21 protein-coding genes and 5 pseudogenes are annotated in these 24,821 nt (G+C 39.5%); 19 read left to right on the forward strand and 7 right to left on the reverse strand.

Annotated elements, in window-relative coordinates; genetic code table 11:
• The first annotated feature begins 70 nt into the window (after positions 1–70).
• From ArsFIN_RS18615 to ArsFIN_RS18675, 13 genes and pseudogenes are all read left to right on the forward strand, one after another.
• Positions 71–2,132: pseudogene (locus ArsFIN_RS18615) on the forward strand (DNA polymerase).
• A gap of 47 nt (positions 2,133–2,179) precedes the next feature.
• Positions 2,180–2,461 carry a hypothetical protein gene (locus tag ArsFIN_RS18620; RefSeq protein ID WP_135678096.1) on the forward strand — a complete coding sequence of 94 codons (282 nt, stop codon included), beginning with the start codon at positions 2,180–2,182 and terminating at the stop codon, positions 2,459–2,461.
• Positions 2,462–2,486: 25 nt separating this feature from the next.
• Positions 2,487–2,708, forward strand: a complete 222-nt coding sequence (locus ArsFIN_RS18625) for an ANR family transcriptional regulator (protein ID WP_135678098.1) — start codon at positions 2,487–2,489, stop codon at positions 2,706–2,708.
• The gene (locus ArsFIN_RS18630; protein ID WP_026824175.1) at positions 2,699–2,980 is read left to right on the forward strand and encodes a PDDEXK family nuclease; all 282 of its coding nucleotides are present in this window, start codon (positions 2,699–2,701) and stop codon (positions 2,978–2,980) included. Before ArsFIN_RS18625 ends, ArsFIN_RS18630 begins: the two co-directional genes overlap by 10 nt.
• A gap of 291 nt (positions 2,981–3,271) precedes the next feature.
• On the forward strand, positions 3,272–4,048 hold the full coding sequence (locus tag ArsFIN_RS18640; RefSeq protein WP_135678100.1) for a BRO-N domain-containing protein: 777 nt from the start codon (positions 3,272–3,274) through the stop codon (positions 4,046–4,048).
• A gap of 66 nt (positions 4,049–4,114) precedes the next feature.
• A complete protein-coding gene (locus tag ArsFIN_RS18645) occupies positions 4,115–4,966 on the forward strand; it encodes an ORF6N domain-containing protein (protein WP_135678102.1) in 852 nt (283 codons plus the stop codon).
• Positions 4,938–5,981 (forward strand): annotated as a pseudogene (locus ArsFIN_RS18650) (SNF2-related protein); the annotation flags it as partial. The gene ArsFIN_RS18645 and the pseudogene ArsFIN_RS18650, both read left to right, overlap by 29 nt.
• Positions 5,982–6,069: 88 nt before the next feature.
• Complete coding sequence (istA, locus tag ArsFIN_RS18655) at positions 6,070–7,110, forward strand: IS21 family transposase (protein WP_135677417.1); 1,041 nt, start codon at positions 6,070–6,072, stop codon at positions 7,108–7,110.
• Entirely contained in the window at positions 7,097–7,858 is a 762-nt protein-coding gene (istB, locus tag ArsFIN_RS18660; RefSeq protein ID WP_135677409.1) for an IS21-like element helper ATPase IstB, read from the forward strand. The genes istA and istB overlap by 14 nt, the downstream gene beginning before the upstream one ends.
• A gap of 62 nt (positions 7,859–7,920) precedes the next feature.
• A pseudogene (locus ArsFIN_RS18665) lies at positions 7,921–8,313 on the forward strand (ATP-dependent helicase); the annotation flags it as partial.
• 169 nt (positions 8,314–8,482) lie between these two features.
• Positions 8,483–8,659: a hypothetical protein gene (locus ArsFIN_RS26555; protein ID WP_167876708.1), complete on the forward strand. Its 177-nt coding sequence runs from the start codon at positions 8,483–8,485 to the stop codon at positions 8,657–8,659.
• Between the two features lie 22 nt (positions 8,660–8,681).
• Positions 8,682–8,927: a hypothetical protein gene (locus ArsFIN_RS18670; RefSeq protein ID WP_135678106.1), complete on the forward strand. Its 246-nt coding sequence runs from the start codon at positions 8,682–8,684 to the stop codon at positions 8,925–8,927.
• Positions 8,928–9,012: 85 nt separating this feature from the next.
• A complete protein-coding gene (locus tag ArsFIN_RS18675; protein ID WP_135677566.1) occupies positions 9,013–9,207 on the forward strand; it encodes a hypothetical protein in 195 nt (64 codons plus the stop codon).
• Here the strand turns inward: ArsFIN_RS18675 and ArsFIN_RS18680 are convergent.
• Complete coding sequence (locus tag ArsFIN_RS18680) at positions 9,173–10,384, reverse strand: tyrosine-type recombinase/integrase (protein ID WP_135678107.1); 1,212 nt, start codon at positions 10,382–10,384, stop codon at positions 9,173–9,175. The two genes, ArsFIN_RS18675 and ArsFIN_RS18680, sit on opposite strands and share 35 nt — an antisense overlap.
• 273 nt (positions 10,385–10,657) lie before the next feature.
• Between ArsFIN_RS18680 and ArsFIN_RS18685 the strand changes: the two genes are divergently transcribed.
• The 3 genes from ArsFIN_RS18685 to ArsFIN_RS18695 all read left to right on the forward strand — a co-directional run bounded on the left by ArsFIN_RS18685 (position 10,658) and on the right by ArsFIN_RS18695 (position 13,284).
• Positions 10,658–11,116, forward strand: a complete 459-nt coding sequence (locus ArsFIN_RS18685) for a nuclear transport factor 2 family protein (RefSeq protein ID WP_026823797.1) — start codon at positions 10,658–10,660, stop codon at positions 11,114–11,116.
• A 507-nt stretch (positions 11,117–11,623) separates the two neighbouring features.
• Positions 11,624–12,289, forward strand: coding sequence for a DUF1007 family protein (locus tag ArsFIN_RS18690; RefSeq protein WP_026823798.1), 666 nt, complete (start codon positions 11,624–11,626; stop codon positions 12,287–12,289).
• Positions 12,280–13,284, forward strand: a complete 1,005-nt coding sequence (locus ArsFIN_RS18695; RefSeq protein WP_026823799.1) for a nickel/cobalt transporter — start codon at positions 12,280–12,282, stop codon at positions 13,282–13,284. The genes ArsFIN_RS18690 and ArsFIN_RS18695 overlap by 10 nt, the downstream gene beginning before the upstream one ends.
• Here ArsFIN_RS18695 and ArsFIN_RS18700 read toward each other — a convergent pair.
• Together ArsFIN_RS18700 and dcuC are read right to left on the reverse strand one after the other, a co-directional pair.
• Positions 13,281–14,072, reverse strand: a complete 792-nt coding sequence (locus tag ArsFIN_RS18700) for a sulfite exporter TauE/SafE family protein (protein WP_026823800.1) — start codon at positions 14,070–14,072, stop codon at positions 13,281–13,283. The genes ArsFIN_RS18695 and ArsFIN_RS18700 overlap by 4 nt on opposite strands.
• Before the next feature lie 175 nt (positions 14,073–14,247).
• The gene (dcuC, locus tag ArsFIN_RS18705; protein WP_026823801.1) at positions 14,248–15,609 is read right to left on the reverse strand and encodes an anaerobic C4-dicarboxylate transporter DcuC; all 1,362 of its coding nucleotides are present in this window, start codon (positions 15,607–15,609) and stop codon (positions 14,248–14,250) included.
• 533 nt (positions 15,610–16,142) lie between these two features.
• Between dcuC and ArsFIN_RS27730 the strand changes: the two are divergent.
• The 3 genes and pseudogenes from ArsFIN_RS27730 to ArsFIN_RS18720 all read left to right on the forward strand — a co-directional run.
• Positions 16,143–16,346, forward strand: a pseudogene (locus ArsFIN_RS27730) (malate:quinone oxidoreductase); the annotation flags it as partial.
• 83 nt (positions 16,347–16,429) lie between these two features.
• Positions 16,430–17,628 (forward strand): annotated as a pseudogene (locus ArsFIN_RS28915) (IS91 family transposase).
• A 154-nt stretch (positions 17,629–17,782) separates the two neighbouring features.
• Positions 17,783–19,156 carry a malate:quinone oxidoreductase gene (locus ArsFIN_RS18720; RefSeq protein ID WP_051297130.1) on the forward strand — a complete coding sequence of 458 codons (1,374 nt, stop codon included), beginning with the start codon at positions 17,783–17,785 and terminating at the stop codon, positions 19,154–19,156.
• A gap of 63 nt (positions 19,157–19,219) precedes the next feature.
• On the opposite strand, the gene ArsFIN_RS18725 is transcribed toward ArsFIN_RS18720, so the two are convergent.
• The 4 genes from ArsFIN_RS18725 to ArsFIN_RS18740 all read right to left on the reverse strand — a co-directional run bounded on the left by ArsFIN_RS18725 (position 19,220) and on the right by ArsFIN_RS18740 (position 24,722).
• Entirely contained in the window at positions 19,220–19,876 is a 657-nt protein-coding gene (locus ArsFIN_RS18725; RefSeq protein WP_167876709.1) for a fimbrial biogenesis chaperone, read from the reverse strand.
• A 74-nt stretch (positions 19,877–19,950) separates the two neighbouring features.
• The gene (locus ArsFIN_RS18730; RefSeq protein WP_026823693.1) at positions 19,951–21,288 is read right to left on the reverse strand and encodes a fimbrial protein; all 1,338 of its coding nucleotides are present in this window, start codon (positions 21,286–21,288) and stop codon (positions 19,951–19,953) included.
• 20 nt (positions 21,289–21,308) lie between these two features.
• On the reverse strand, positions 21,309–23,717 hold the full coding sequence (locus ArsFIN_RS18735; protein WP_167876710.1) for a fimbria/pilus outer membrane usher protein: 2,409 nt from the start codon (positions 23,715–23,717) through the stop codon (positions 21,309–21,311).
• Positions 23,718–23,948: 231 nt separating this feature from the next.
• Positions 23,949–24,722: a fimbrial biogenesis chaperone gene (locus ArsFIN_RS18740; RefSeq protein WP_081700696.1), complete on the reverse strand. Its 774-nt coding sequence runs from the start codon at positions 24,720–24,722 to the stop codon at positions 23,949–23,951.
• Positions 24,723–24,821 lie beyond the last annotated feature (99 nt).

The raw sequence follows: 24,821 nt of genomic DNA on the forward strand, positions 1-24,821 counted from the left end.
TTTATTTAATCTTAAAGCTCCTTTTTACAGGGGTAATCATTCATCAATTTAAGTATTGAGGAATTTTTACATGCAAAATTTACTGTTTTGCGATTTAGAAACCTATAGCGATATTCCGATTAATTGTGGTACGCATCGCTATGCTGAAAATGCAGAAATATTACTTTTTGCCTACGCTTATAATCATGGCTCTGTCAAGGTCTGGGATGTGACGCAAGATAAAACGATGCCCACAGATTTAAAAACCTGTCTTGACGACCCTGCGATCTTAACCGTCTGGCACAATGGCGGTATGTTTGATACGGTAATTTTAAAACACGTGTTAAATATTGACTTACCCTTATCCCGTGTTCACGACACGCTTGTACAAGCACTGGCACATGGCTTACCCGGTGCGCTTGGTTCGCTTTGCGATATCTTCAACGTCAACAGCGATAAAACCAAAGATAAAGAAGGTAAAGCGCTCATACAGTTATTTTGCAAACCACGCCCTAAAAACAGCAAAATACAACGCGCCACGGCGTTAACACATTTCGAAGAATGGCAACGTTTTAAAATACGCAGGTTCTGATATTTTAGCCATGCGCGAGATTTATCAACATTTACCGCGTTGGAATATGAATTTTAATGAAACAACGTTATGGCAGTTAGACCAAAGAATTAATCTCCGGGGGATGTGTATGGATGTTGAACTGGCGAAAAGCGCTTTGACCGCGGTTGAAAGCGAGCAGAAACGGTTATCAACCGTCACACAGCAATTAACAGGTAACGCTGTACAGGCTGCGACCCAACGCGATGCTCTGCTACAGCATATCACCGCGTCATTTGGCATCACATTACCGGATATGCAGGCCAGCACGCTACAGCGACGCGTTAATGACCCTGATATTCCACGGGCTTTACGTGAACTGCTGTCAGTCCGTCTGCAATCGTGCACAACCAGCACCAGTAAATATAAAGCGCTGTTGAAATCGGTGAGTGCAGATGGACGACTTCGAGGAACCAAACAGTTTTGTGGCGCTTCACGTACTGGACGATGGGCGGGACGTATTTTTCAGCCGGATAATCTCCCTAGACCCACGCTCGACCAAAAGACGATTGATGAGGGGGTTGAAGCGTTAAAAGCGGGTTGCGCCGAGCTGATTTGCGATGACATTATGCAACTGACCAGTTCTGCGCTTAGAGGATGTATTATTGCCCCGCAGGGTAAGAAGCTGGTTATTTCCGATTTATCCAATATTGAAGGTCGCATGTTGGCATGGCTGGCGGGCGAAAACTGGAAAGTCAACGCTTTTAGCGAGTTTGATAACGACAAAGGTGATGACCTCTATAAACTCGCCTATGCGCGCGCGTTTAATCTATTACCTAAAAACGTCACTAAAGCTCAACGACAAATCGGTAAGGTGATGGAGCTTGGATTAGGCTATGGCGGTGGGGTTGCGGCATTTTTGACATTTGCCCTCGCCTATGGCCTGGATTTAGATGAATTGGCGGAAGCCGCATTACCTAATATACCGCATAACGTTAAGCGAGAGGCAATAAGCTGGTATCAAAAATCTGTTGAAACAGATAAAACTTATGGCCTCAGCGAAAAAGTCTTTGTTACCTGCGATTCCCTTAAGCGCATGTGGCGCAATGCCCATCCACAAACCGTATCATTCTGGTACGACATTGAAGACGCCGTAAAACAAGCGATTCAGTCACCGGGGAAAGCGTTTAAGTGCCGTAAACTTAGCGTCCGGCGCGATAAAAGCTGGCTCAGAATTTGTCTACCGTCAGGTCGTAGTCTTTGCTACCCTTCTGCGCGAATAGAGAATGGACAAATTACCTACATGGGGACTAACCCCTACAGCCGTAAATGGGAAAGGCTAAAAACCTACGGGGGGAAAATTACTGAAAATATCTGTCAGGCTGCCGCTCGGGATGTATTAGCCTGTAACATGCCGTCTATTGAAAAGGCGGGTTATGAGATTGTCTTAACCGTCCATGATGAGATTATCAGCGAAGCGCCCGATACCCCACAATTTTCCGCTGAGGGGTTAAGCGCACTGTTAAGTGCCAAGCCTGACTGGGCTTTTGATTTACCGCTTAGTGCCAATGGCTTTGAGACCTATCGCTATCGAAAAGAATAAAAAAGTATTCGTCACGATTAACAGGGAAACAATAAGGTTTATCCACTATGCAAGACCAACTAAATATATTACCGCTGAAAAAATACCCTTACCAGATAGCTACGTTTTCCAGTTTTCTAGAAAAATGCGGATTAGGCAAAATTATGCCAAAAATGAAAGGGAATTTTATATGCTATGAATTAGCCTGTGGGGTGTATATTAACCTGTACCGCAATAATACCATTCAACTACAAGGTAACCCCTCAGCAACCTCGGTTATTGAAAAAATACTTAAAACACATTTACCCCACTATTCGCCACCTAAGAACGATAGCCCCCCAGCCGACTAGGAAGGCGTTTATTTTTGGAGTTAGCATGGCCTTTAGAAAAAACGACAGCCCCCTTTATTTCAAGGCGGCGCAGGATGCAGTTCACCTTGAACAGTCAGGGCAATACCATGAAGCCGCACGCGCATGGGCACAGGCAAACCGATTGGCACGCAATCGCAATAACCGTATCTGGAGTGAGAACCGCGCCGATTTTTGCATTATGCAAATAAAACGGGAAAATATTAAAAGGATGTATTCATGCGGTTAATCAGGGAAGAGAGTATCGAAAAACATTTGGTGCGTGAAGTGCAAAAAATCGGCGGTATTGCCTATAAATTTGTTTCACCCGGGCGGCGGGGTGTACCTGACCGATTAGTCGCCCTGCCCAATGGCAAGATTATTTTTGTGGAATGTAAAGCACTGGGCGAAAAACCTACCCCCTACCAATTACGCGAACACGCACGGCTTTTTGCCCTAGGCCATCAGGTTATCCTACTGGACAGTCAGGATCTAAGCAGCATTTTACCCGCTATCAGTTAAAAATTAACTTAGTTGACGAAAGAAGAAATCATGCGCTATAGTTTATTTGCATCTGCAAAATCAGATGTCGGGATTGACCTCTCGTTGTAACTAGAAAGGCGCATAGCACGCCGATAGCGTGTTTTTTTATGCGTCAGCCTACCATATCAAGAATCAATGGTGGGCTGGATGGGGGAGCCGAAAGGCTCGCCGGGTCCTTTCTAGCCGGTAAGGTCAACCTCGTCCAGTTCGCCACCCAAGATTGACCTCAAAGGTGGTGATTATCCTAATCCTAGAAAGGAAATCATTACTATGACTACTTTAATTTTCCGCAATACTATTCTTGAAACTATTTCCCATAATGGAGAAATCTGGTTTACTTCTGCTGTGCTTGCTAAAGCATTGGAATACTCACGCATCGACTCTGTTACAAGAATTTATGATCGCAATAAAGACGAATTTACACCTGGCATGTCAATGACCGTCAATTTGACGTTCAATGGAATAAACAATAGCTTACGTGAAAAAACGGTACGAATTTTCTCCCTAAGAGGCGCACATCTGATCGCCATGTTCGCTAATACGCCAGTAGCAAAAGAATTCAGAAAATGGGTGCTGGATATTCTCGATAAGCAAACAGTTAATCAGACCAGTAACTTTACCTCAAAATATCAACCAAAAGCCGTAGAGCGTTTTAGTCATTCAGACACCCGTAATCTGACGCATTTAGTTTGGTGTATGACAAATGGCTTCCGGTTTGAGCGTTCATTGAGTAATGCGGTGTGGCTAGCGTTACGCGAAGTAACTGGCACGCCATCACCGGAGCGTTTTCAGGTAGAGCATATACCGTTAATGGCTGACGAATGTCGACGTATTTACTACATCACTGAGGCACTGCGACAAATTATCAATGACGCTGAAAAGCAGACGATTAAGCGAATTTTACGTAAGCGTGAAAATATCGATACTGTTTTAGCGGAAATAAAGCAGCTTTTTGAACAATTCCACCATCAACAAATCGCGATAATCACTGCTCGCACCGATCAGTGGTATGAAGGTGAACTAACCCACTTCTTAGAACGTCACTAATTTAATCTTAACGCCCCTTTTTATAGGGGCAATTTTTCATCAATTTAACTATTGTGAGATACCCTTATGCAAAATTTAATTACTATCGATTCAAATCAATTACCCGTTATTGAGTGGCAAAATGTTCGTGTTGTGACGACTGAAACTCTCGCTTCTGGTTATGGCACCGAAGCCTCAAATATCAGAATGAATTTATCTAATAATAAATCTCGTTTTATTGAAGGTATTCACTATTTCAATGTTACGGGGGAAGCGCTAGCACATTTGCGAGTAAATAATATTTACGCACAAATTTCGAACAAAGCACGGGCTATTACCTTATATACAGAAAAAGGTGCCGCTCGCATGTCAAAAATTGTTGATACCGATGAAGCCTGGTCTTTCTTTGAAAAAATGGAATCTGCTTACTTTAATCAAAAATCATTACCGAATGACCCTACAAATTTAGGCTTACCTAATTTCCTTGACCCTGCTGAATCCGCAATTGCATGGGCTGCTCAGCATAAAAAAGTTCAATTATTAGGTGTACAGGTTCAACAACTTGAAACCGAAAACGATTGTCTTAAAAATCTCTTCAAAGAAGGTATGACCCCTACCCAATTTAGCAAAATGCTTAACGGGGTAAACAGTCAGCAGATAAATCATTTTCTGGCAGGACTTAAATGGCTCTACAACGAAAGTAAGTCCGGTAACAATTTACGCTGGCGTGTTGCCGCTACCGCTCGGGATAAATATTTAACCGAAAAACAAAACGAAATAAGCCCACATGGTGCAAATAGTTTCATTAGCTATCGCCCTGTTTTACTTAGAAAAGGCGCACAGCGACTTTATGACCAGTATCTGGCTGACAAACTCCCCATGAAAAAGAACTGGAACGGATTACATACCCATGACAAAACTATCCAGATTGTCGCCTGAACAAAAGACAATCGCTAAAACCTTCACCCCTCGCCCTTACCAAGATCTCATTATCAATCACCTACTCGATATAAAACGCTCAAATGTCTGGGCGGGAATGGGAATGGGTAAAACGGCAGCAACGCTGACGGCGTTAGAAAATCTCTATCTTGCAGGCAGTGAAACCAAACCCACATTGGTATTAGCCCCTTTACGGGTAGCCCAATCCACCTGGCCGGATGAAGTGCTTAAATGGAACCATCTCCATAATATCGAAGTGCAACCCATCATTGGCCCCACCAAATCACGAATGGCAGCACTCAAAAATACCCATGCCAGCGTATTTACTATCAATTATGACAATCTCGTCTGGCTGGTTGACATCCTCGGAGAAAATTGGCCTTTTGGTACGATTATTGCCGATGAGAGCACTCGGTTAAAATCATTCCGGCTACGCAAAGGGGGTAAACGCACCGCAGCCCTTGCCAAAATCGCCCATAAATCGGTTCATCGATGGGTAAACCTAACAGGCACACCTTCACCCAATGGCCTGATGGACTTATGGGGGCAAGCGTGGTTTGTTGACCAGGGCGAACGGCTAGGCAGAACGCATAATGCGTTTACGTCTCGCTGGTTTAATCGTATCCAGTTCCCCGGACAGCAGTGGAGTAAATTTGAGCCTTTGGGGTTTGCACATCTTCAAATTCAGGCAGCTCTCAGGGATGTCACGTTATCCCTTAACGCCGCTGACTGGTTTGATATCGATGAACCGATACACAACGTTATCAATGTTGAACTATCTGCAAAAGCACGAGCGCACTATCAGGCGATGGAAAAAGAACTGTTTCTTGAGTTGGGCGATAGCGCTATCGAAGCGTTAAATACTGCTGCCAAAACAATAAAATGTTTGCAAATTGCAGCAGGCGCTATTTATAGCGATGACAATCACAACTGGACAGAAATACACGATGCCAAAATCCAGGCGCTGGAAAGTATTGTCAATGAAGCCGGAGGAATGCCTGTACTGGTTGCTTACTGTCACCGATCATGCAAAACTGATCCACTAACGATCATCTAAAACTGATCCACTTGGTATTATTCGCACATTTTTGTACGGATAATTTATGTTAACCAAGGAGATATTTGTGGATATTCATGTTCGCTTTGCACAAGGACAAAGCCTTCGAAAAATTGCCAGTGAGTTGGGTATATCCCGTAACACCGTAAAACATCATTTACAACAACAGACAATGCCAACTTATGCTAAAAGAAGTCAACAACCGACTAAATTATCCCCCTTTAAACCTTATTTGCTTCAGCGAATTGAACTGGCTAAACCTGATTGGATCCCTGCAACAGTCTTATTTGATGAGGTAGTTGAAAACGGCTATCAAGGTGGTATTGCTCAATTACGCCGATTTGTTTGTCAATTTAAACCAAGCATTGTTCCCGAAGTAGTCGTCCGTTTTGAAACACAGCCAGGTCAACAAATGCAAATCGACTTCACCAGCATCCGGCGAGGTAAAAAATCGCTGAAAGCGTTTGTTGCAACGCTAGGCTATTCGCGTGCGAGTTATGTAAAGTTCTTTGATAATGAACGAGCAGAATCGTGGCAGCAAGGTTTAAGAGAAGCTTTCGACTACTTTGGTGGTGTACCACAGGAAGTATTGTGTGATAACGCAAAATCCCTCATCATCGAACGGGATGCTTATGCAGAAGGTGATCATAAATTACATGTCGAAATGCTTCAAATGTCGAAAGATTACGGGTTTAAATTGAAGGCTTGCAAGCCCTACAGGGCAAAAACGAAAGGGAAAGTAGAGCGCTTTAACCACTATTTAAAAAACAGCTTTATCGTGCCATTAAACACCGACCTTCGTGCTCATAATCTTGAACTGGATATTGAAATAGCTAATGCAAAAGTGGGTCCATGGTTACAACGCGTTGCCCATCAGCGAATTCATGGAACAACGTTAGAGAAGCCAGCAGATAGATTAGCTAAGGAAGTTAAGTCTCTTCTACCCTTACCAGCAAGGGTTTGCCAATCTATCCCACAGACTAATACGCTTAATATCCCTATCGTACCGCCCCTTGAATCTGTCAGTTTGCAACACTCAATCAGCGTATACGAAGCATTACTGGGAGGTGAACATGTTATTGCATGAACAAATTGAACACCTGTGTGAGTCATTGAAATTAAATTCTATTCCGACTCATTGGTCATCACTTGCCGAAAAATGCATTGCCCAAGACAAAAGCTACGGAGAGTTTTTACTGTCCCTGTTAAAATGTGAGCAACAACAACGAGATGAACGAACTCGTAATCTTTTGAGTCGGATGGCAGGATTCCCAGCACATAAAGAACTTAATACGTTCGATTTTAAGTTTGCAACGGGGATCCCCAAACAACACATACAGGAATTAAGCGCATTAACGTTTATTGAACGTAATGAAAATGTCGTGTTGCTTGGCCCAAGCGGTGTAGGCAAAACGCATTTAGCTATTGGGTTAGGATTAAAAGCAGTACAGGCCAAGAAGAAAACCCGCTTTACCACGGCAGCTGAACTGATGTTGCAACTCTCAACTGCCAAACGACAAAATAAGCTCAAACAATATCTATCACGTTCGGTGATGGCCCCGAAGTTGTTGATTATCGATGAGATTGGATACCTGCCGTTTGGGCGAGAAGAAGCAAACCTGTTTTTCAATGTGATTGCCAAGCGTTATGAGCATGGCAGTGTCATATTGACGAGTAACCTATCATTTGGGCAATGGCCAAGTGCTTTTGCTGATGACGCAACATTAACTGCCGCTATGCTTGATCGTTTACTTCATCATTCGCATGTACTGCAATTAAGCGGTGAAAGCTACCGATTGAAAGATAAGCGGCGCTCAGGAGCAATAACTGAGTAAAACAGTGGATCAATTTTGATTGATCGGATTTAGATAAAAAGTGGATCAGTTTTCGGTGATCGTTGACAGCTTACCACTGGAAACATGACCTTGAAAGACTGTTAAAAGCATTTCCAAAAGGCAAAATGTTAGACGCTAACCCACAAACCCTTACGGACTGGAATAATGGCAAAATTCCGATGCTCTTTGCCCATCCTGCAAGCTGTGGACACGGCTTAAATTTACAGGACGGGGGTAATATTCTGGTTTTTTTCTCCCACTGGTGGGACTTGGAGCAGTACCAGCAAATTATCGAACGTATCGGCCCTACTCGTCAAGCGCAAGCCGGGCATAACCGCCCTGTCTTTATTCACCATATCGTCGCTAAAGATACACTCGATGAAGTGGTCGTGGAAAGGCGCAATTCAAAACGGGCAATACAGGATTTATTACTGGAAGCGATGAAAAGGAAATAAAAAAGACCAGCGCTAGGCTGGTCAACACCAGGGAAAAATTGTGAATAGCAAACACACAACCAAGTAAATATAGCAGAGAAATAAAGAATCAACCTTAAACTTACAAATATTTATATTTTAAAATCAAATAGTTATCATTCTCATTCGTATTAACAACGGAGAACTCACCATGTGGATTTTAATTTTAGCCATGTACGCCAGCCCTTATGCATCGAGTAACTTTGCAAGTGTTCATACTCAGGAATTTGACACTGAAAATATGTGCCAATTCGCCGCTAAACAGTTTGAGCGTGAATTGGAAACTTTCAAGGATATTAACGCCAAAGCGATTTGCGTTAAGAAATAAGCCCATTTTAAAAGGTTCAACCATGAAACTTAACATCATCAAATTATTAATCACAACATTACTTTTTATCAGTGCAGCGTTTGCCTTCGAACTCATTGTTGGACATCTCGCGCACGCCGATGCCGTCATAGATCCACAAATCAGGTTCAAACGTGGTGAATTAGGCAATATTCATTTAGGTAGGCAAGAACTACTGGTTATTGGTATCATGATAGTGCCAGCACTCTTGATTTATATAGGAATATTTATCGATACCTTGAAGAAATAGTCTAGAGCGAATAGTTATTATCCCACCTGAATTTACCCCATTTAAATTATCCATATCGAAAAGATGTAATAAAGGAGAAAATCCTATGAATGAATCCCCTTTTGTCAAAACCAGTGAACTGGCAAAAAGGTATAGAGTGTCAACTCACACTATCAGACTGTGGGCGGGTAACGGATACCAACGGCGGGAAGGTTTTCCACGCCCTCGGTTTAGGTCTGATGAGCTTAATTTTGCCCGGCAGGATATTATGGATTGGGAGATGGGTAAACGATTTGATTAACTTTATTCCACCAGCGCTCATAAGCCTCTCGCTGTTCCTCTAGGTAGGTGTGCTTATCGTATACCTGCCAAACCCCCGGTAATTTATGTCCTAACATGATTTCAGCAACATGGGGTTGAGTTAACTCCGCAACCCCCGTACGCATGGTTTTACGTAAATCGTGAATTGACCAGTGAGTATAGCTTTCAAATTTTAACGCCATTTTTTTGTTGAGATTGCTAATAAAACTAATATGCCCACTGACACACAAAGGTTTCCCTTCCGATACAATAAACAAATAATCGCTGCCATGACTTAATTTTTTAGCCGTTTTTATCAATTCCTCTGCCGCTGGAATAATAGGCCGGATAATGGGCTTTTTGCTTTTTCGCCCTGTTTTATGATTTTCAGGTGGCACTGTCCATATTCCTTTAGTGAAATCGAAATCGGCCATTTTCGCTTTTAGCAATTCCCCTATCCGGCAGCCAAACAACAACGCCAGTTTGATTATCAAGGCGTTTCTAGGGTTATAGTTTGGCGCATCAATTAACGCAAATAATACCCTGAGTTCGTTGTTACTCAACACTCTCTCGCCTTGGTGCTTTACCACCCCTAAGTCTTGGGCAGTCACATCGATAAGCGGATTTAAAGAAATAATCCCCCTGCGTATCCCCCACCGATGGGCGGTTTTTGCATAAAGTAAAATCCGTGCTCCTATCGCCGATTTTACTTTTACCACCTCTTCGATTAACGATAGCCAGACATGCAAGTGGGTTTCGTCATGGGGCAAATTGCCTATCTTGGGAAAAACATAAATTTCAAATGACCGTAATATTTCACCCGCTTTTACCTGTGCATTTTTAAGCGATTTTCCCCACCAGTCCCTGATAACCGACTCAACGGTGCGCGCTTCAACTGACTTTTGTTTACGTGTACGTTTGACCACTTTCGGGTTTCTGTGCTGTCCCAGTTCACCACGGTAAAAAAGCGCACTATCACGCGCATCTTTTAAACTGATTGCCGGATACGTTCCAATGTCTATCCGATCACCTTTCCCCTGCCAACGATAGCGATATTGAAAAATGACTTTACCTTTTGGAGTCACACGAACTGATAAACCCTCTCTGTCTGATTTCGTCACCATTTTAGCTTGTGGTTTACCATTTACCGCTCTTAACCATGAATCACTTACCGCCATCTTTATTTCTCCTTACGTCTAGTCTTTTTATGATATTTCATGTACACCAATATGTACATAAATTTCATGACACAAGGATTATAATAGGTGACTAAAAACAGCCATTCTATACTGAGATAAAAAATAAAAATCATATAAAACAGTATATTAATTTCAAAACATTAGCTATCGGTGACTATTGACGACTGTTATCGATTGATTCATTTTATTTCCATATGAAATAATAATCACACTAAAATATCACAAAAAATCATACTTACTAGCGAGACGTTTATGAGAAAACTGAATTTTTTAACTATTCCATTAATTTTACTTTCTAGCTATGCATCTGCTCTAGAGACAACGCCCAAATGTATCAATGTAGATCAACAACAAATTGCTAGTTTATTTGATCGCTGGAATGATTCATTAAAAAGTGGCGATGCAAAAAAAGTTTCGGCAAACTATCTCGCGGATGCAGTCTTATTACCAACTATATCAAATCAGGTTCGTTTAACAGATGCTGAACGTATCGACTATTTCAAACACTTTTTAGCCAAAGAACCGGTAGGAAAAATTGATAACCGTACCATTCGTATTGGTTGTAATAAAGCTATAGATATCGGTACTTATACTTTTACCTTTAAAGATAAATCCACCGTTTCCGCTCGTTACACATTTACCTACGTTTGGGATGGTAAAGAGTGGAAAATATCAACCCATCATTCATCTGAAGTACCGGCAAATAAGTAAAATTTTTTAATTAGCCAACCACTTTAAGTAACGCTATTCCAAGGTGACTAATTAGATAGTCACCAATTTGAATTAAAATCAGCCTAAAAAAATAAATCCCCTTTTTTCATCGCTTCATTTGCTCTTGCTAACTAGCATTTTATAAATACATCCTTGTATCATTAAACTTCCTTGTTCTTCTATTTTTAACCTAATAATTTAAATGACTTCCAATCGTTTAAAACGTTCGATATAAACATTTATGATTTGCAAAAACTATTGATGTACAAATATCGATCGAATAAAGCGATTGATTAATCAACTTATGAGTGAACTGTATGGTTTAAACAACAATATATTTATTATTAAAAGAAATATAATTCAATATTGCGCAAAAAAGTTAAGTAAATATAAGTAATAAACCTTTTAACCGATTAAATAGCAAAGTAACATTTAATTATCAAAGAAAATTGATAGTATAAAATATGCTATTTTCGGTTAATCAAATTATCCTACTTAATGGCTCAAATGTGTTATTACAAATTAGTAATCATAGTGAAGATTTTTCTACAACGTTTGCTAGCTGCGTTGACATTATGCTATTCGATAACTGTTTTTGCTCATCCCCACAGTTTTATTGATATGCAAAACCAATTACAAATAAAAGAGGGTAACCTCATTGCGATGAAAATGACTTGGGTCATGGATCCCATGACATCAGCAGATTTACTTTATGATGCACAACAGGCAAAAGAAAGTGATGAAGTGTGGAAGCAATTAAGTGCTGAAGTCATGGCTAATGTTATCAAGCAACACTATTTTACTTCTCTGTATAATAAGAATAAGTTAATAAAATTTCGCTTTTACCCTAAAGAATATCACCTATCGCGCAAAGGTAACCAAGCCGTGCTCTCTTTTACGTTAGAGTTAGCTAAACCAGAACCTTTAACGAGTAAGACATTAACCGTAATGACTTATGATCCAAGTTATTATGTTGATATGACTTATCGCAGCAAAAAGCAAATTTCAACGCTAACTGACACCTTATCTCAATGCAAAATTCAACTAATAACACCTAAGCCTAGCGCATCAATGATTGACTACGCCCTTTCTCTTGATAAAGGAGAAACACCACAAGAAGACCTTAGTCTCGGCCAACAATTTGCGCAAAAGGTAAACATAATATGTCAATAATGCCCAATAAGCGTGCAATCAATCTACTTAATAAAAAATACTCTATAGTAATCGGATTATTTAGTTTCGTTTTTGTCGGATTATCATTTTATCTGTACAAATATTGGCATCTTGGGTTACAACTAGCGATCACTTGGCAGCGAGAACTTAATCAACATCTCTCTTCTCTTCTGATTCGAGTCGCAAACTCGCCAACTGAAGCCGGATTATTACTGGTTGCTTTTAGCTTTTTATATGGTTTATTGCATGCTTTGGGACCAGGACATGGCAAAATCATTATTACTACTTATATTGCCACCCACTCTTCAAGGCTAAAAAAAAGTCTTACCCTTACACTATTAGCATCCTTATTACAGGGATCTATTGCTATTCTTTTAACATCCATTGTCCTAGGATTACTCCAGCTATCTAGCCGACACTTACATCTAAGTCGTTTTTGGTTAGAAAAATTAAGTTACGGCTTCGTCTTTTTCCTTGGTCTGCTACTATGTCTAAAAGCAATTTCTCGACTAAGAAAGATATTTAAAAAATCTCGGCATGCTCCTTATCAATTTACTAAAATTCATTCGCCCACCCAACAGCAACATTCTCCTGGCTGCAATTGTGGCCACAAACACGTATTGTCTGATGAAGAATTACAAAGCAATTGGCGAACTCAACTTGCAGTCATTGCCGCAATGGGAGCACGTCCCTGCTCAGGCGCACTAATTGTTCTACTTTTTTCCTATGTAATTGGTGTTTATTTTTGGGGGATTATTGCCGCACTAATGATGGCCTTAGGAACGGCAATAACCATTAGTGGAATTGCATTACTGGTCCATAGTGCTCGTCATATAGCAATTCTCTATTCAAAATGGCAAGGATTTAACATCAGTGCTTACTGGACTTTAGGGATAATGTTAATAGGCGGAATAGTGTTAACCATTGTGGGATTACTTATGTATCAAAGTGTTGAAATTCCAAAAACGATGGGTTCTTACATTTTTGGTCGTTAAAAATAGTGCCATAATTTTATACTCATCATTATGGCACTAGATAAAATAAATAATAGTGTTAGATACTGCAAAACACGATCGGATAAATTTAACATTAAATATTTGGCCAATGGGATAGTCATCAATGACCCTATGCATAGGGTAAATGCCAGAACAATATGAGTATGCCCATCACGCATATAGGCAATTGCTGATGAACCTGACAAAATAGTGGTGACAAAAATTGCGGTACCAATTGCTTGTTTGACAGATAATTTTAAATAACGTAATAATAGTGGCAATACAACAACCCCACCACCTACGCCAGTAGCACCTAGCACTACCCCAGCACTGATGGCCGGCAACAATAAAGACCTTATATCAATAGTGTTATTCTCTTCAAATTGATTTAAAGAAAATGCAAAAAATATACGATAGATAAACAGAAAAAGGGAATAAATAATCGCGACTACAATAAGGATATTAATGGCTAATTCAACTTGCGGTTGATAACCTGGCCATTGACTAAAATAACTTACTAGAAAACTTGTCAATACTGTGGCTGGTATCATAATAGCTAACACAACCACAGCACTTTTAATTGGAACATTGCCTAAACGAAAATGCATATAAGAAGATGAGATTTTCATCAGCATAGAGAGAAAATTGGCGGTTGCAACTGCAGACAAGGCATCCAGACCAAAAAAATAGGTTAAAACCGGTAATACAACAACTCCCCCGCCAACGCCCGTTAAGCTAATAATTAATCCCAAAATTGCGCCAATTATCAATTCTGTTACGAAAAACATGATTAATTACCTTGCATGGAAAATTTACATTAGCTATCAAACAGGTCATTCGGCAGTGGATAGTTAATGATAAATATCAACCCTGGCTATGAGATTAGAATATCGCTAAACACCCGATCATCAAAGCCGGAACATAATGATAAACATGAGCCGGATTTGATGTAACCAAAAAAATTTATACAGGATGAACTGGAACCAAAACTTCAGTTGCAATAATGACAACCAATAATCCAACTAAAACTGGAATAGAAGTACGTTTAACCACTTCAAAAGGTGAAATTTTCGCCATTCCTGACACAGCAACCACCACACCTGACACCGGCGACATTGTTCGACCAAGGTTAGAGGCTTGTAACATAGGGATCACTAGGTAAGTTGGATTAATTCCCATTTGTGCGGCTAAACGTGGGATCAATTCAACAAAAGAGTAAAATGGCGCATTACCGGAACCCGTTGTCATGGCCGCCAACATAGTAATAACCACCAGCACAATCATCATCACAATAGCGCCAGAGCCAAAAGATTGTGATAAATTAATCAAAGAGGTAATAAATCCGATAGTACTTAACCCTTGGGCAAATACCCCGGCAGCCACCAGTAGTACGACAACGGAGACAAATGCATCAGCCATACCACGATAACAAACATCTAACCCATCAAATACCGTTTTTACCCTAAAATAGCGCACAAATTCAATCAAGCTCGTTAGAATAATACAGCCAACAATAATAGTTATGATATGTAATTGAGGTGCCCATTTACCATCAAAAATTAATACCCCAATAATGGGCGTAAAAGGTAAAATAGCATAATAGTCAGGCGCTTTGGTTTTAATTTCATTAACATCAAGTTTTTCTATTTTTACTTGTTCCCGTTTATCAAGATAGCGTTGCCAAAAAAAGTGGCTAATGGCCATCGCAATAATAGCAATAATCGAAATAGGCAGCGTGGTTTTAAAAGCAAAATCGATTAGTGGCATACCTGATGCTTTCGCTGCTAATACTACATCCCCTGATGTAGGAGCCAAAATTATTGCAGCAGGTGAGGCACAAATTGCTGCTGCAGCTCCACGGCTAATACCGACATTAACCATAATCGGAAATAGGGTCGCCATCAATAAAACACCCAGTCCCGCTGCTGAAGACACAGCCAGTGACATTAAGCAAGCAACAAGATACGCTGCAACCATTAATGCATAGGGTGAATTGATCATTTGTAATGGCTTAGATCCTATTTTGACCACAACATCATTAGCCCCAATATGGGTCATATAGGCAGCAAAACCACATAAGATCATAATCATCATGCCTAAATCACCACCACGGCTCATCAGCAGATATTTAATGTATTCTAAAATATCAGTGGTTTTCCAACCTGTCACTGGTACATCATTAGGTAATATATTTTTACCCATGATCGCGCTGATGATTAGCAGCAATATCCCGCCTATCATTAAAACACCTGTGGCTGAATAGCCTTTAATAATATAACGACCTATTCCAATCGTAACCAATACACCAATCAAGAGTTCCATCATTTTATTCCTCTACATCTACCCCAAGGCCGTCAAAATAGTAATAAAAATTTATTTAATCATTATGAATATTATTTATTTTAATAATAAAGTAACGATGAAAAAACAATTTACCGATTAAAGTTTGATTAATAACAGTATTACACCTCCACTTCGCCTATTTTATCAGCATAAAATACTTGCATTTAAGCAGTATTATCACTTTTTTATCTTCTTTTATTTATTTTTAGGACACTAAAAGCGCTTTATTTATACCTAATTATAAGTATTTTTTATAAAAAATTAAACTTTCACTACTATTTAACAATCAAAAATATAAAAATAATTAATATAAAACAATAAATTAGAACATTAAATATATAATTATTGCGCAGCGTGCAACAGAATACCATAATTAATTTTTATGTTTGATGTGATCATCGCTAATTAAGGTACATTTTCATATGAAGAGATCATTAAAATATACAGCTGTGATTATTGGTTTATTAATAATTATTTTATTAATTTATTTATTTAGGCCGACAGCTTCATACCCGATCAAAACTTCAATCAATGAACCTACTGTTAATATTGTACTTATCGGCGCTGGGATCATGAGTGCTACATTAGCGACATACTTAGCAGAATTGCAACCAGATTGGCAAATTCGCATGTATGAGCGACTAGACAGTATTGCCGGTGACACCTCTAATGGCTGGAATAATGCCGGTACCGGTCATTCAGGCTTTATGGAAATGAACATAAGCACGCCTTTGGCGTGAGCATCGCGGCAAAGGCGCTCTATTTCTAGGCAATTCCCTTCTCGTCTTTTATACTCTGCTCTATGTACATCCCCAGACCTGCAAAACTGCTATTTCAATACGATGACGGATGGAACCTTTTCATCGAAAATAATCACGTGGATGAATGGCAACTACTCTCTGTCGAAAAGATGCTCGCCTGCAGCACCTGCGCTATGGGCGTTCGCCGTTATTGCTGTTCTTCACCTGAATGCTCTCATTCACGCTTCTTTTGTCAAACCTGTAAATCCAAAGCCTGCAGTGCGTGTGGCCTCAAAGGCACCGAACAGTGGATTGCCCAGCAGCGCCATATTTTGCCGGATTGCGAATGGCAACATATTACCCTCACTATGCCTCACCTACTTTGGCCTTTTTTTAACAATAACTGGTACTTGCTCAACCAACTCTTTCGCTGTGCAACCCGCGCCATGCTCAAAACGCCAAGCGCCAAGGCCTCGAAATTGGCATTTTTTGTGCGCTGCATACTTACGGTCGCCAACTCAATCAACATCCGCATATTCATTTATCCGTCACGCGTGGGGGACTCACTCAATATGACACCTGGAAACCGATTTTCTTTAAAAAGAAAGACGTTGAAAAGGTCTGGCGCAGTGCGGTCATTCGACTCCTTAGGGATAACTATTTTCAGTTACAACCCAATAAATTGCCTGGCTTCGGGCACATTCGCAATTATCAGACCTGGGGCCGTTACCTCAATGCCCAGTTTCAACGTTATTGGAAAGTACATTTTGCCAAAAAGACACGCGGGGCCTGGCATAATGTGAAATATCTGGGCCGTTATCTTAAACGTCCCCCTATCTCCGCTTCTCAATTGAAACACTACAGCGGCGGCACCGTGGTTCATCATTACTATGACCACCACAGCCAACAATACAGACGACAGACCTTATCCCAAGAAGAAATGATACGGCGTTATGTCAGTCATATCCCTGCGCGACATTTTAAGATGATCCGTTATTACGGTTTTTTAGCCAATCGCAAACGCGGGTGCTTATTACCGAAGGTGTATGAGGCGTTAGACATGATATCTCCTAATGTGCCTGAAAAACCTGGGTTTGGAGCCCTTATCAAAGGTTTTTTAAATACTGACCCGTACCAATGTATTTTATGTGGAAACCGATTGCGGTTTATGAGTGCGGAAAAAGGAATACACGCCGTCACTTTACTGTCAGAAAGGCGGGATAAAATGGTCAAAAAACGATGGTTACAAACCGCAGCCTAGGAGCAGTGTGCCTATTATTAGGCTTTTAGATGATAATTTAACCGAATTACTGTTCTCATGGTTAATCAACGAGAAAACTGTCAGAATTTAATAGAAATATTAAGTTCAAAACACCTCCATTAATGCCTTACTGTATTGATTGAGATTCCTAACCATGAACTATACGCCAGAAAAAAATGGGCAAATCGATATCACTCAAGCGATAGAAATTGCCAATCAATTCGAAATTTCTAAACAATTCTGGGCTTATCAACTAAAACATCGCGTTCTTCACCAATCTCAAACTTTTATAAATCCTGTTCCACATATTGCCTTTGTGTGGGGAAAAGATGACGTTAATTTCTTAGCAAAACGCTATGCAACTATGATCAAAAACCCTATGTTTTATGGCATGAAATATTCTACCTCAGCGGACGAAATTAAATCGTGGGCACCATTAATCATAGAAGGGAGAGATGAAAAACAACCTGTTGCAGCAACGCGTATGGATATTGGCGCTGATGTAAACTATGGTGAAATAACTCGTCAGTTAGTTGCCAATCTGCTTAAACATCCAAACTTCAAATTACAAACTAGAACCGAAGTGAACGCAATTAGTCGTAATGATGATGGCACTTGGAGTGTCGGTTTTAAAAATCACACAACCGGTGAAGAGAGTCACATAAAAACACGTTTAGTCTTTATTGGTGCAGGTGGTGCAACGATTAAATTATTACAATACACAGGGCTGCAAGAAGCAAAACAGTATGCCGGATTTCCGGTCGGTGGTGAATTCCTGGTTACCGATAATCCTGAGGTGATCGATAGACATACCGCAAAAGTTTATGGAAAACCGGCACTTGGCGCTCCCCCTATGTCAGTTCCTCATATTGATACGCGCTATTTAGAGGGTAAAAAATATGTGCTATTTGGCCCTTTTGCCACTTACTCAAATAAATTTCTCAAATATGGTAGCCAACTCGATCTTTTTGCTGCTACCAATGATAGTAATATAATTTCCATCATTGCTATTGGCATCAAGCACTTAGATTTAGTGAGATATTTAGTCAGTCAATTAATGTTAAATGATGAAGAACGTTATCAGTCTTTGCTAGAATATTATCCCAACGCCAAAAAAGAAGATTGGAAATTAGTTATCGCCGGTCAACGAGTACAAATCATAAAGAATGCCAAAAATAAACCCGTTACGTTACAGTTTGGTACGGAAACTTTTATCTCTAATGATAAAACCGTCTTTGGTTTGCTTGGCGCATCCCCCGGCGCATCAACCTCCCCTTATATTATGTTAAATTTACTAGAGAGAGTATTTCCCGATAGAGTAAAAAATCAGTGGAATGCCAAATTACATGAAATCATTCCATCCTATGGCCAGCATTTAGAACAAAATCCAACATTACTTAATCAGATCCGTCGATACACCAGTGAAATATTAGGCCTCAATTATATTGTTCCGCAACAGGAACAAACTAATCAACCAATGATACCCAAACAACAGCAAGCAAATACAAGATATTCTTTTGTTAAATAATAGGTAATTACCCAAAGTAAAGTTTAGATTTATAGTTTTTAACTATTGATATAGGCAAGCAAACTAAGGTGTTTGAAAAATGGCTACTTCTCGCATAGAAAAACCTGCGTCATTCAGATAGGAAAAAACTATCCGTCCTGCCTGCTGAGAAAAGGATTGTTCAAAATGATATATACGCTCTGAGAATGGCGGGATCATCATATCCATCTGTCGTTTAATTAAATAGCGCTTATGCGGACTCTCAAAAAAGATTTGTGAGAAAGAAATATGAAAAGGTAATGGATTTTTGCAGACTAATACCCATTCTTCGCCTTTTTGTTGCAGTTTGAAGGTAATTTTATCTGCTAACTTGGCAGGAAAATCAGCCAATGTTGTTGGGCGGTAAAATAATTTTAATTGAGTATTCATGGCCAAGCTTACTTTAGGATTATCCTGATTTAGCGCTTGATCATGCAAATTAGGCGGTATTTCATACAAATTTAACCAAAAAACTGACTCTCTATCAGCCGGCAAATGATCACCATTATAAATAATCCTAATAGCTTGGATCTTTTGCGCCGGTAGATGAAAAATCGGAGCAAGTACCACAAAAGGTGTTTCTGTCTGTGGATTAGCTTCACCATGATCAACCCAATTTTGGACAATAACCGGATAGCTATTAGTATTAGCTAACAATACAGAACGTTCTTTATCACCCTGATGGTAAATTACTCGGGTCATATTGGCCATGATGCCGGCTTTTCCGGTTATCAGCCAAAATAGTGATAAGTATGCTACAACAATCGTTAATCGCTTCATTGTACTTTTACTAATACATATGCTGTAGCATATATTTTTCCTGGTTTAATAACTTGACCTGGCAATTGCTGCAATACCGCTGTGTATGAGTGTAAGTAATGTGTATAACCAGAAACGGAAGGCCCCAAATTTTTAGCATCTCTAAGCACAGGATACCAACCGGCATTTTCTCCACTTGGGCCTATACCAGTAATACCGGGTTGAGATACAAATACCATCGGTTGTTGTGTAACGCTATTACGTAAGGTAATACCCACTCCGGTTGCTAATGTAGGATCAACGCCATAATTATCTGAAACTAGCGCCATTACACCACCTTGGGAATTAATTAAATTTAATCCTTGTGCAGCGCGATAAGCACCGGGTGACACCTGAATACCAATCGCTGTTTGCCCGCCTGTCGTACCTGAGTTCACATCATCACTACATTCGATTTGGACAGAGATATCAGCTTCTCTGGTACCACCTACCAATAACTCTTGGCTAGAAATAGTTGGAAAAAGCACTAATGGTGTCGCATTTCTCGCCACACAAGTAGCGTTGTTACTCAGTGTAATAGACTGACGCAAACCATAGCCAAAACCATTATCTACTCCCCAAAAACGAAAATTATAGGCGGAATCTTCGCCTTCATTGTCATGTACAATTCCCGGTCCAACAAATTGAATATAAGCATTAGGCTGAGTACATTGATAATTTGTACCTGTTGCACTGGCATAACCTAATCCGCGTGTACCTAGCCCAGCACAATAATTTGAAGCCGCATTATTGGGTGGAATTGTACTAACACGATAGAGCTCCACTTGCATTGGCGGGATATCTTGTAATCGAATATGTATTTTACCTTTTCCTGGTTGGCTTCCTTCAACCAGTAAATAAGTTGTAAGCGGAACCCTTTTCCAACTACGTTGCACCACAACACCAGCCATGGTTTGTTTTATACCAACATAAGCAAGCCAAGATGCATATACACCAGGCAATCCATCAATAAGGCCGGTTTCATGAAATCCACCGACTCTATCATCACCATTGGTTGCTACCAGAAAATAAAGCTGAGGCAGATCAGCCTCATCACAGATCCATAATACCGAAGAGGCATTAGCGCCACCAAAAGTATAAGCGGTTGGTGGCACAACGATAGAAGCAAGTAAAGAACCAACCGGCTGAAAATAAGTATCCGTTAGATTAACCCGCCCAAAGAGCATCTGGGCTGAACGATTATCTTCAGTCTGAGAAACACCCGTTATTCTACAATTTGCGCTCACAGCGAACGATATGGTAAAAAGGGTTATGATTAATAAACTTGTTCTTAACCAATCAGAGGTATATTTCATTATCTCTCTCCACTTGCGGGTTAGCGTTGAACGCACATAGCCGTTAATTTTGTAATAGGCTGTTTAGCTAATGCCTGACCCGTACGCGAGTAATCTAGATAACAGCGTTCAGAGATCGTTTCTCCCCATTTTAATAGTAACGTACCTGAAGCTTGTTCAGTTCTGACATACATTTGATTATTTTGACCCACCATGCCAATCACATTATTTTCTTGGTCAAAAACTTCCCTACCAATCGGCAAAAGAGAATGATCAGCTAGCTGTGCTTTTATCAATAAGGCATAACCTGCGCGAGTTTTAAACATGACTTTAACTGCAGCGCCAGCATACGGGGCAACTTGTTTTTCATTCTCGTTTAATTCAAAATTTTCCGCCATTCCTTGTGGATCGAGAATAATTTTATTGTAACGATAGGGGGTTATCGATGGGACTAATGCGTAACCATTGTCATCGATTATCGTTCCTTGTGCATTCAATACAGCTGCACCCGATGCGCCCTTAGCTTCAACTAAAGCAAAAGTATCTCCTAGATAGGGGCCAAAAGTGAGCCCGCCACTATGAAGCGCTAAAGCACCCTGAGCATTAGCGCCAATCTGCCAATAGTTTTTGCCCTTAGAGGCATTAATACTCAAATTAGTATTAGAAAAACGTTTCTGTAAGCTACCATTAACGGTAGATTGGTTATACTGCCTTACATAACTAGCGCCAACACTATAATTTAGGTTTTGTTGTTCATTTGCTGTTCCTGACAACATTACTTGATATTGATCACCGATATTTCCACCATGGGTATAGCTACTACTTACTGTCGGCGTATAACTAGAATATTGGCTACCCAATGGAAAAGAGAAAGAAACGGAGGTCGAGGTCTCTTCTTTGCCTGAATGTTCACTTGATTCGGCCAACTGCTGCCTAGCAACGACAACATTCATTGTTAAACCATTATCAAACGCTTTATTGTAACCTAATTGCAACTGACTATCGCGTGGTCGGTTATCACGATAATTTTGAATTGAACCGGAAAGAAATAGATTACCAAATTCACCTAATTGCTGACTTAGGGTCAGTTCAAGCCGATTAAGTTGTCTATAAGTGGAAGAACTCCATGGTGTGCCACGAGTAATGGCTTCACGGATGCCTAAAACATCTGAAAGTTCACGATAACCGTCTGTCGAATAACGATAACCAGCCAATGAAATTGTGGTATTGGTGATATTAAAAGTGCGGCTATAAGACAGATTAGCCATCCAACCTTGAAGGCGTTCAGAACGATCAGCAGATTGATGATCGATAAGAACGACTGAATTAGAATAAGTGGTATTAAACCCTAGTGCACCAAATCGACTGCCATATACACCACCTAGCATAATCGCCTGATATTTATCAGCAATCCGCAAACCTGAACTAACAGAGAAACTATTACTCAAACCATACTGATAAATAGCATCTGCAAAAACCGAATCTTGGCCAATATTACGTGTTCGCCCAACAGAAAAATTATAACGATAACTACCGGGACGAAGCGATTCAGGAACCGCTGAAAATGGCACACTAAAACGACGGACTGAGCCGTCTGCCTCGCTAATTTCCACATCAAGATCACCGTTATAACTGGTAGGGTAGAGATCGGTAATCGAAAAAGCACCCGGTGAAACTGTTTTTTGATAAATTTGATTACCATTTTGTTTAATAGTAACGGTTGCTGTTGTATTAGCAACCCCTTGTACAACCGGTGCATAACCACGCAAAGAATCAGGTAAAGTCCGCTCATCACTAGCAAGGGCTAGCCCATTAAAATTCAAACCAGAAAAGAATTTTCCTTGGGTAACAAGTTGACCTAATGACAGCATCCCAGTGATAACGGGAAGAGGCCGTTGCAAATAGCTACGGATATTATTCCATTTAGCACCAGACTGTCGCGAATAAGTGTAATTCGATTGTTGCCGATATTGCCATATACCAAAATTCATGTCGCCATTAAAAGAGAGATAAGCAGTATCTTGATCTTTGACATTGTTATCATTATTAATATGATAATAATTTCCAATATAGTTAAGAAAAAGAATAGAACTCCCAGCATCCAATAAATTAGGATCAATATAACCTCTTGGAATATTCTGTAATCCATCGTCAGGGATGGTTAAGTCAAGTCGTAAATCTGACAAAGTTAATTTGACTCTACTACCAGCAATATATTCAGGCAAAAAAATACAATTTTGATCAGATATTTTATTAGTTGATTTTACTATTATATCTGCTTGCTTGATCGTCTCTAAATTAAAACATGGGCCGACTGTGTGATTTTTATTTTCAATAAAAGTTATTTCTTTAGATTGAAAAAAATGATTATTAATATAAATATCAACTTTATATTTACCAGGAATGATTGAATTAGCCTGATTAAATTGAGCTAACATTGTCGGGCTCACTGCCCCACCACGAAATAAGGTTGGATCAAAAGTATAAGTCTCATTTGTTGAATAAACTAAGCTAGGAATAAATGTTAATAATAATACATACCTTACCGGCCTGAAATGACAAAATACCATTCGCCCTATTAATATAGACTTATAAATCATTAGTAATCCAATAGGGCAATTCATACTTAATTTCCTACTAACAAATAAAATAGCAAAATAAAATATATTTATCTTTGATTATTATTGAGCTGATAAAGGTAATTCAGTAACAACATCCACACCATAATCGTTTAATAGAGTAAGGCGTATAGTATTTTTTGCGTTACGGTTTATGGCTCTTGGTAATTTCCATTGTGTCGTTGTTTTAGGTGATAACATAATAGAATCAGCTAATTTAAATGACTGGCTATTGGAAATTAATGTTGCAGAGTGAACAACGGCATAATATCCGGTAGGGTTTTCAACAATTATTTGCTCATTATTCTGTCTAAATATTAGTTTATCCGCTAGTTGATTTATATCACCTAATAGATTTTTAGGCCGATAAAAAATTTTTATTCGTGTATTAAATAATAATACTAATTTATTAGCCTGATGCTGTTGTTCATTAAAAGCCGGAACCTGGCTAAAGTTAAAATAAAAAAGAGACTCCCTATCCTTAGGAAGGTTATCATCTACCCACATTAATCGTATTATTTGTCCTGATTTAGCTTCTATCCGAAAAATTTGCGGATTAACAATAAAAGGCGTTTCTGTCATTTCAGTGGTTGAATTTTTATCACTATTCTCCAACCAAACTTGAATAATATTCGGATGAATATCATTATTAGATAATTGTATGGTTTTATCTTTCATTCCTTCATAATAAATAATGCGCGTTCCTGTCATTACCACACTCGCATAGCCATAAGGCATTAAACTAGTAAAAAACAGTGTGATAATAGCTATAAATGAAATTAATATATTACTCATTTTAAAATCCAAATAATCATTACCTTTATAGTCAATAAACATCAGTGACAAAGTTATATTTATTAAATAATTAGTAATTAATAATTTCTCTAAAATTAATAATTGCTGAAAACATTGCTATTTTCAGCTTAAAATAAAACG

It is taken from the genome of Arsenophonus nasoniae (assembly GCF_004768525.1).
Taxonomy (GTDB): domain Bacteria; phylum Pseudomonadota; class Gammaproteobacteria; order Enterobacterales; family Enterobacteriaceae; genus Arsenophonus; species Arsenophonus nasoniae.

Coding starts and splice junctions, on each gene's coding strand:
- ArsFIN_RS18690 (WP_026823798.1), top strand. CDS start 11,624: ATGTGTTATTACAAATTAGTAATCATAGTGAAGATTTTTCTACAACGT.
- istB (WP_135677409.1), top strand. CDS start 7,097: ATGTTATTGCATGAACAAATTGAACACCTGTGTGAGTCATTGAAATTA.
- ArsFIN_RS18625 (WP_135678098.1), top strand. CDS start 2,487: ATGGCCTTTAGAAAAAACGACAGCCCCCTTTATTTCAAGGCGGCGCAG.
- ArsFIN_RS18620 (WP_135678096.1), top strand. CDS start 2,180: ATGCAAGACCAACTAAATATATTACCGCTGAAAAAATACCCTTACCAG.
- ArsFIN_RS18725 (WP_167876709.1), bottom strand. CDS start 19,876: ATGACCCGAGTAATTTACCATCAGGGTGATAAAGAACGTTCTGTATTG.
- ArsFIN_RS26555 (WP_167876708.1), top strand. CDS start 8,483: ATGTGGATTTTAATTTTAGCCATGTACGCCAGCCCTTATGCATCGAGT.
- ArsFIN_RS18685 (WP_026823797.1), top strand. CDS start 10,658: ATGAGAAAACTGAATTTTTTAACTATTCCATTAATTTTACTTTCTAGC.
- ArsFIN_RS18670 (WP_135678106.1), top strand. CDS start 8,682: ATGAAACTTAACATCATCAAATTATTAATCACAACATTACTTTTTATC.
- ArsFIN_RS18680 (WP_135678107.1), bottom strand. CDS start 10,384: ATGGCGGTAAGTGATTCATGGTTAAGAGCGGTAAATGGTAAACCACAA.
- istA (WP_135677417.1), top strand. CDS start 6,070: ATGTTAACCAAGGAGATATTTGTGGATATTCATGTTCGCTTTGCACAA.
- ArsFIN_RS18630 (WP_026824175.1), top strand. CDS start 2,699: ATGCGGTTAATCAGGGAAGAGAGTATCGAAAAACATTTGGTGCGTGAA.
- ArsFIN_RS18700 (WP_026823800.1), bottom strand. CDS start 14,072: ATGTTTTTCGTAACAGAATTGATAATTGGCGCAATTTTGGGATTAATT.
- ArsFIN_RS18730 (WP_026823693.1), bottom strand. CDS start 21,288: ATGAAATATACCTCTGATTGGTTAAGAACAAGTTTATTAATCATAACC.
- ArsFIN_RS18720 (WP_051297130.1), top strand. CDS start 17,783: ATGAACTATACGCCAGAAAAAAATGGGCAAATCGATATCACTCAAGCG.
- ArsFIN_RS18645 (WP_135678102.1), top strand. CDS start 4,115: ATGCAAAATTTAATTACTATCGATTCAAATCAATTACCCGTTATTGAG.
- ArsFIN_RS18640 (WP_135678100.1), top strand. CDS start 3,272: ATGACTACTTTAATTTTCCGCAATACTATTCTTGAAACTATTTCCCAT.
- ArsFIN_RS18740 (WP_081700696.1), bottom strand. CDS start 24,722: ATGTTTATTGACTATAAAGGTAATGATTATTTGGATTTTAAAATGAGT.
- dcuC (WP_026823801.1), bottom strand. CDS start 15,609: ATGATGGAACTCTTGATTGGTGTATTGGTTACGATTGGAATAGGTCGT.
- ArsFIN_RS18675 (WP_135677566.1), top strand. CDS start 9,013: ATGAATGAATCCCCTTTTGTCAAAACCAGTGAACTGGCAAAAAGGTAT.
- ArsFIN_RS18695 (WP_026823799.1), top strand. CDS start 12,280: ATGTCAATAATGCCCAATAAGCGTGCAATCAATCTACTTAATAAAAAA.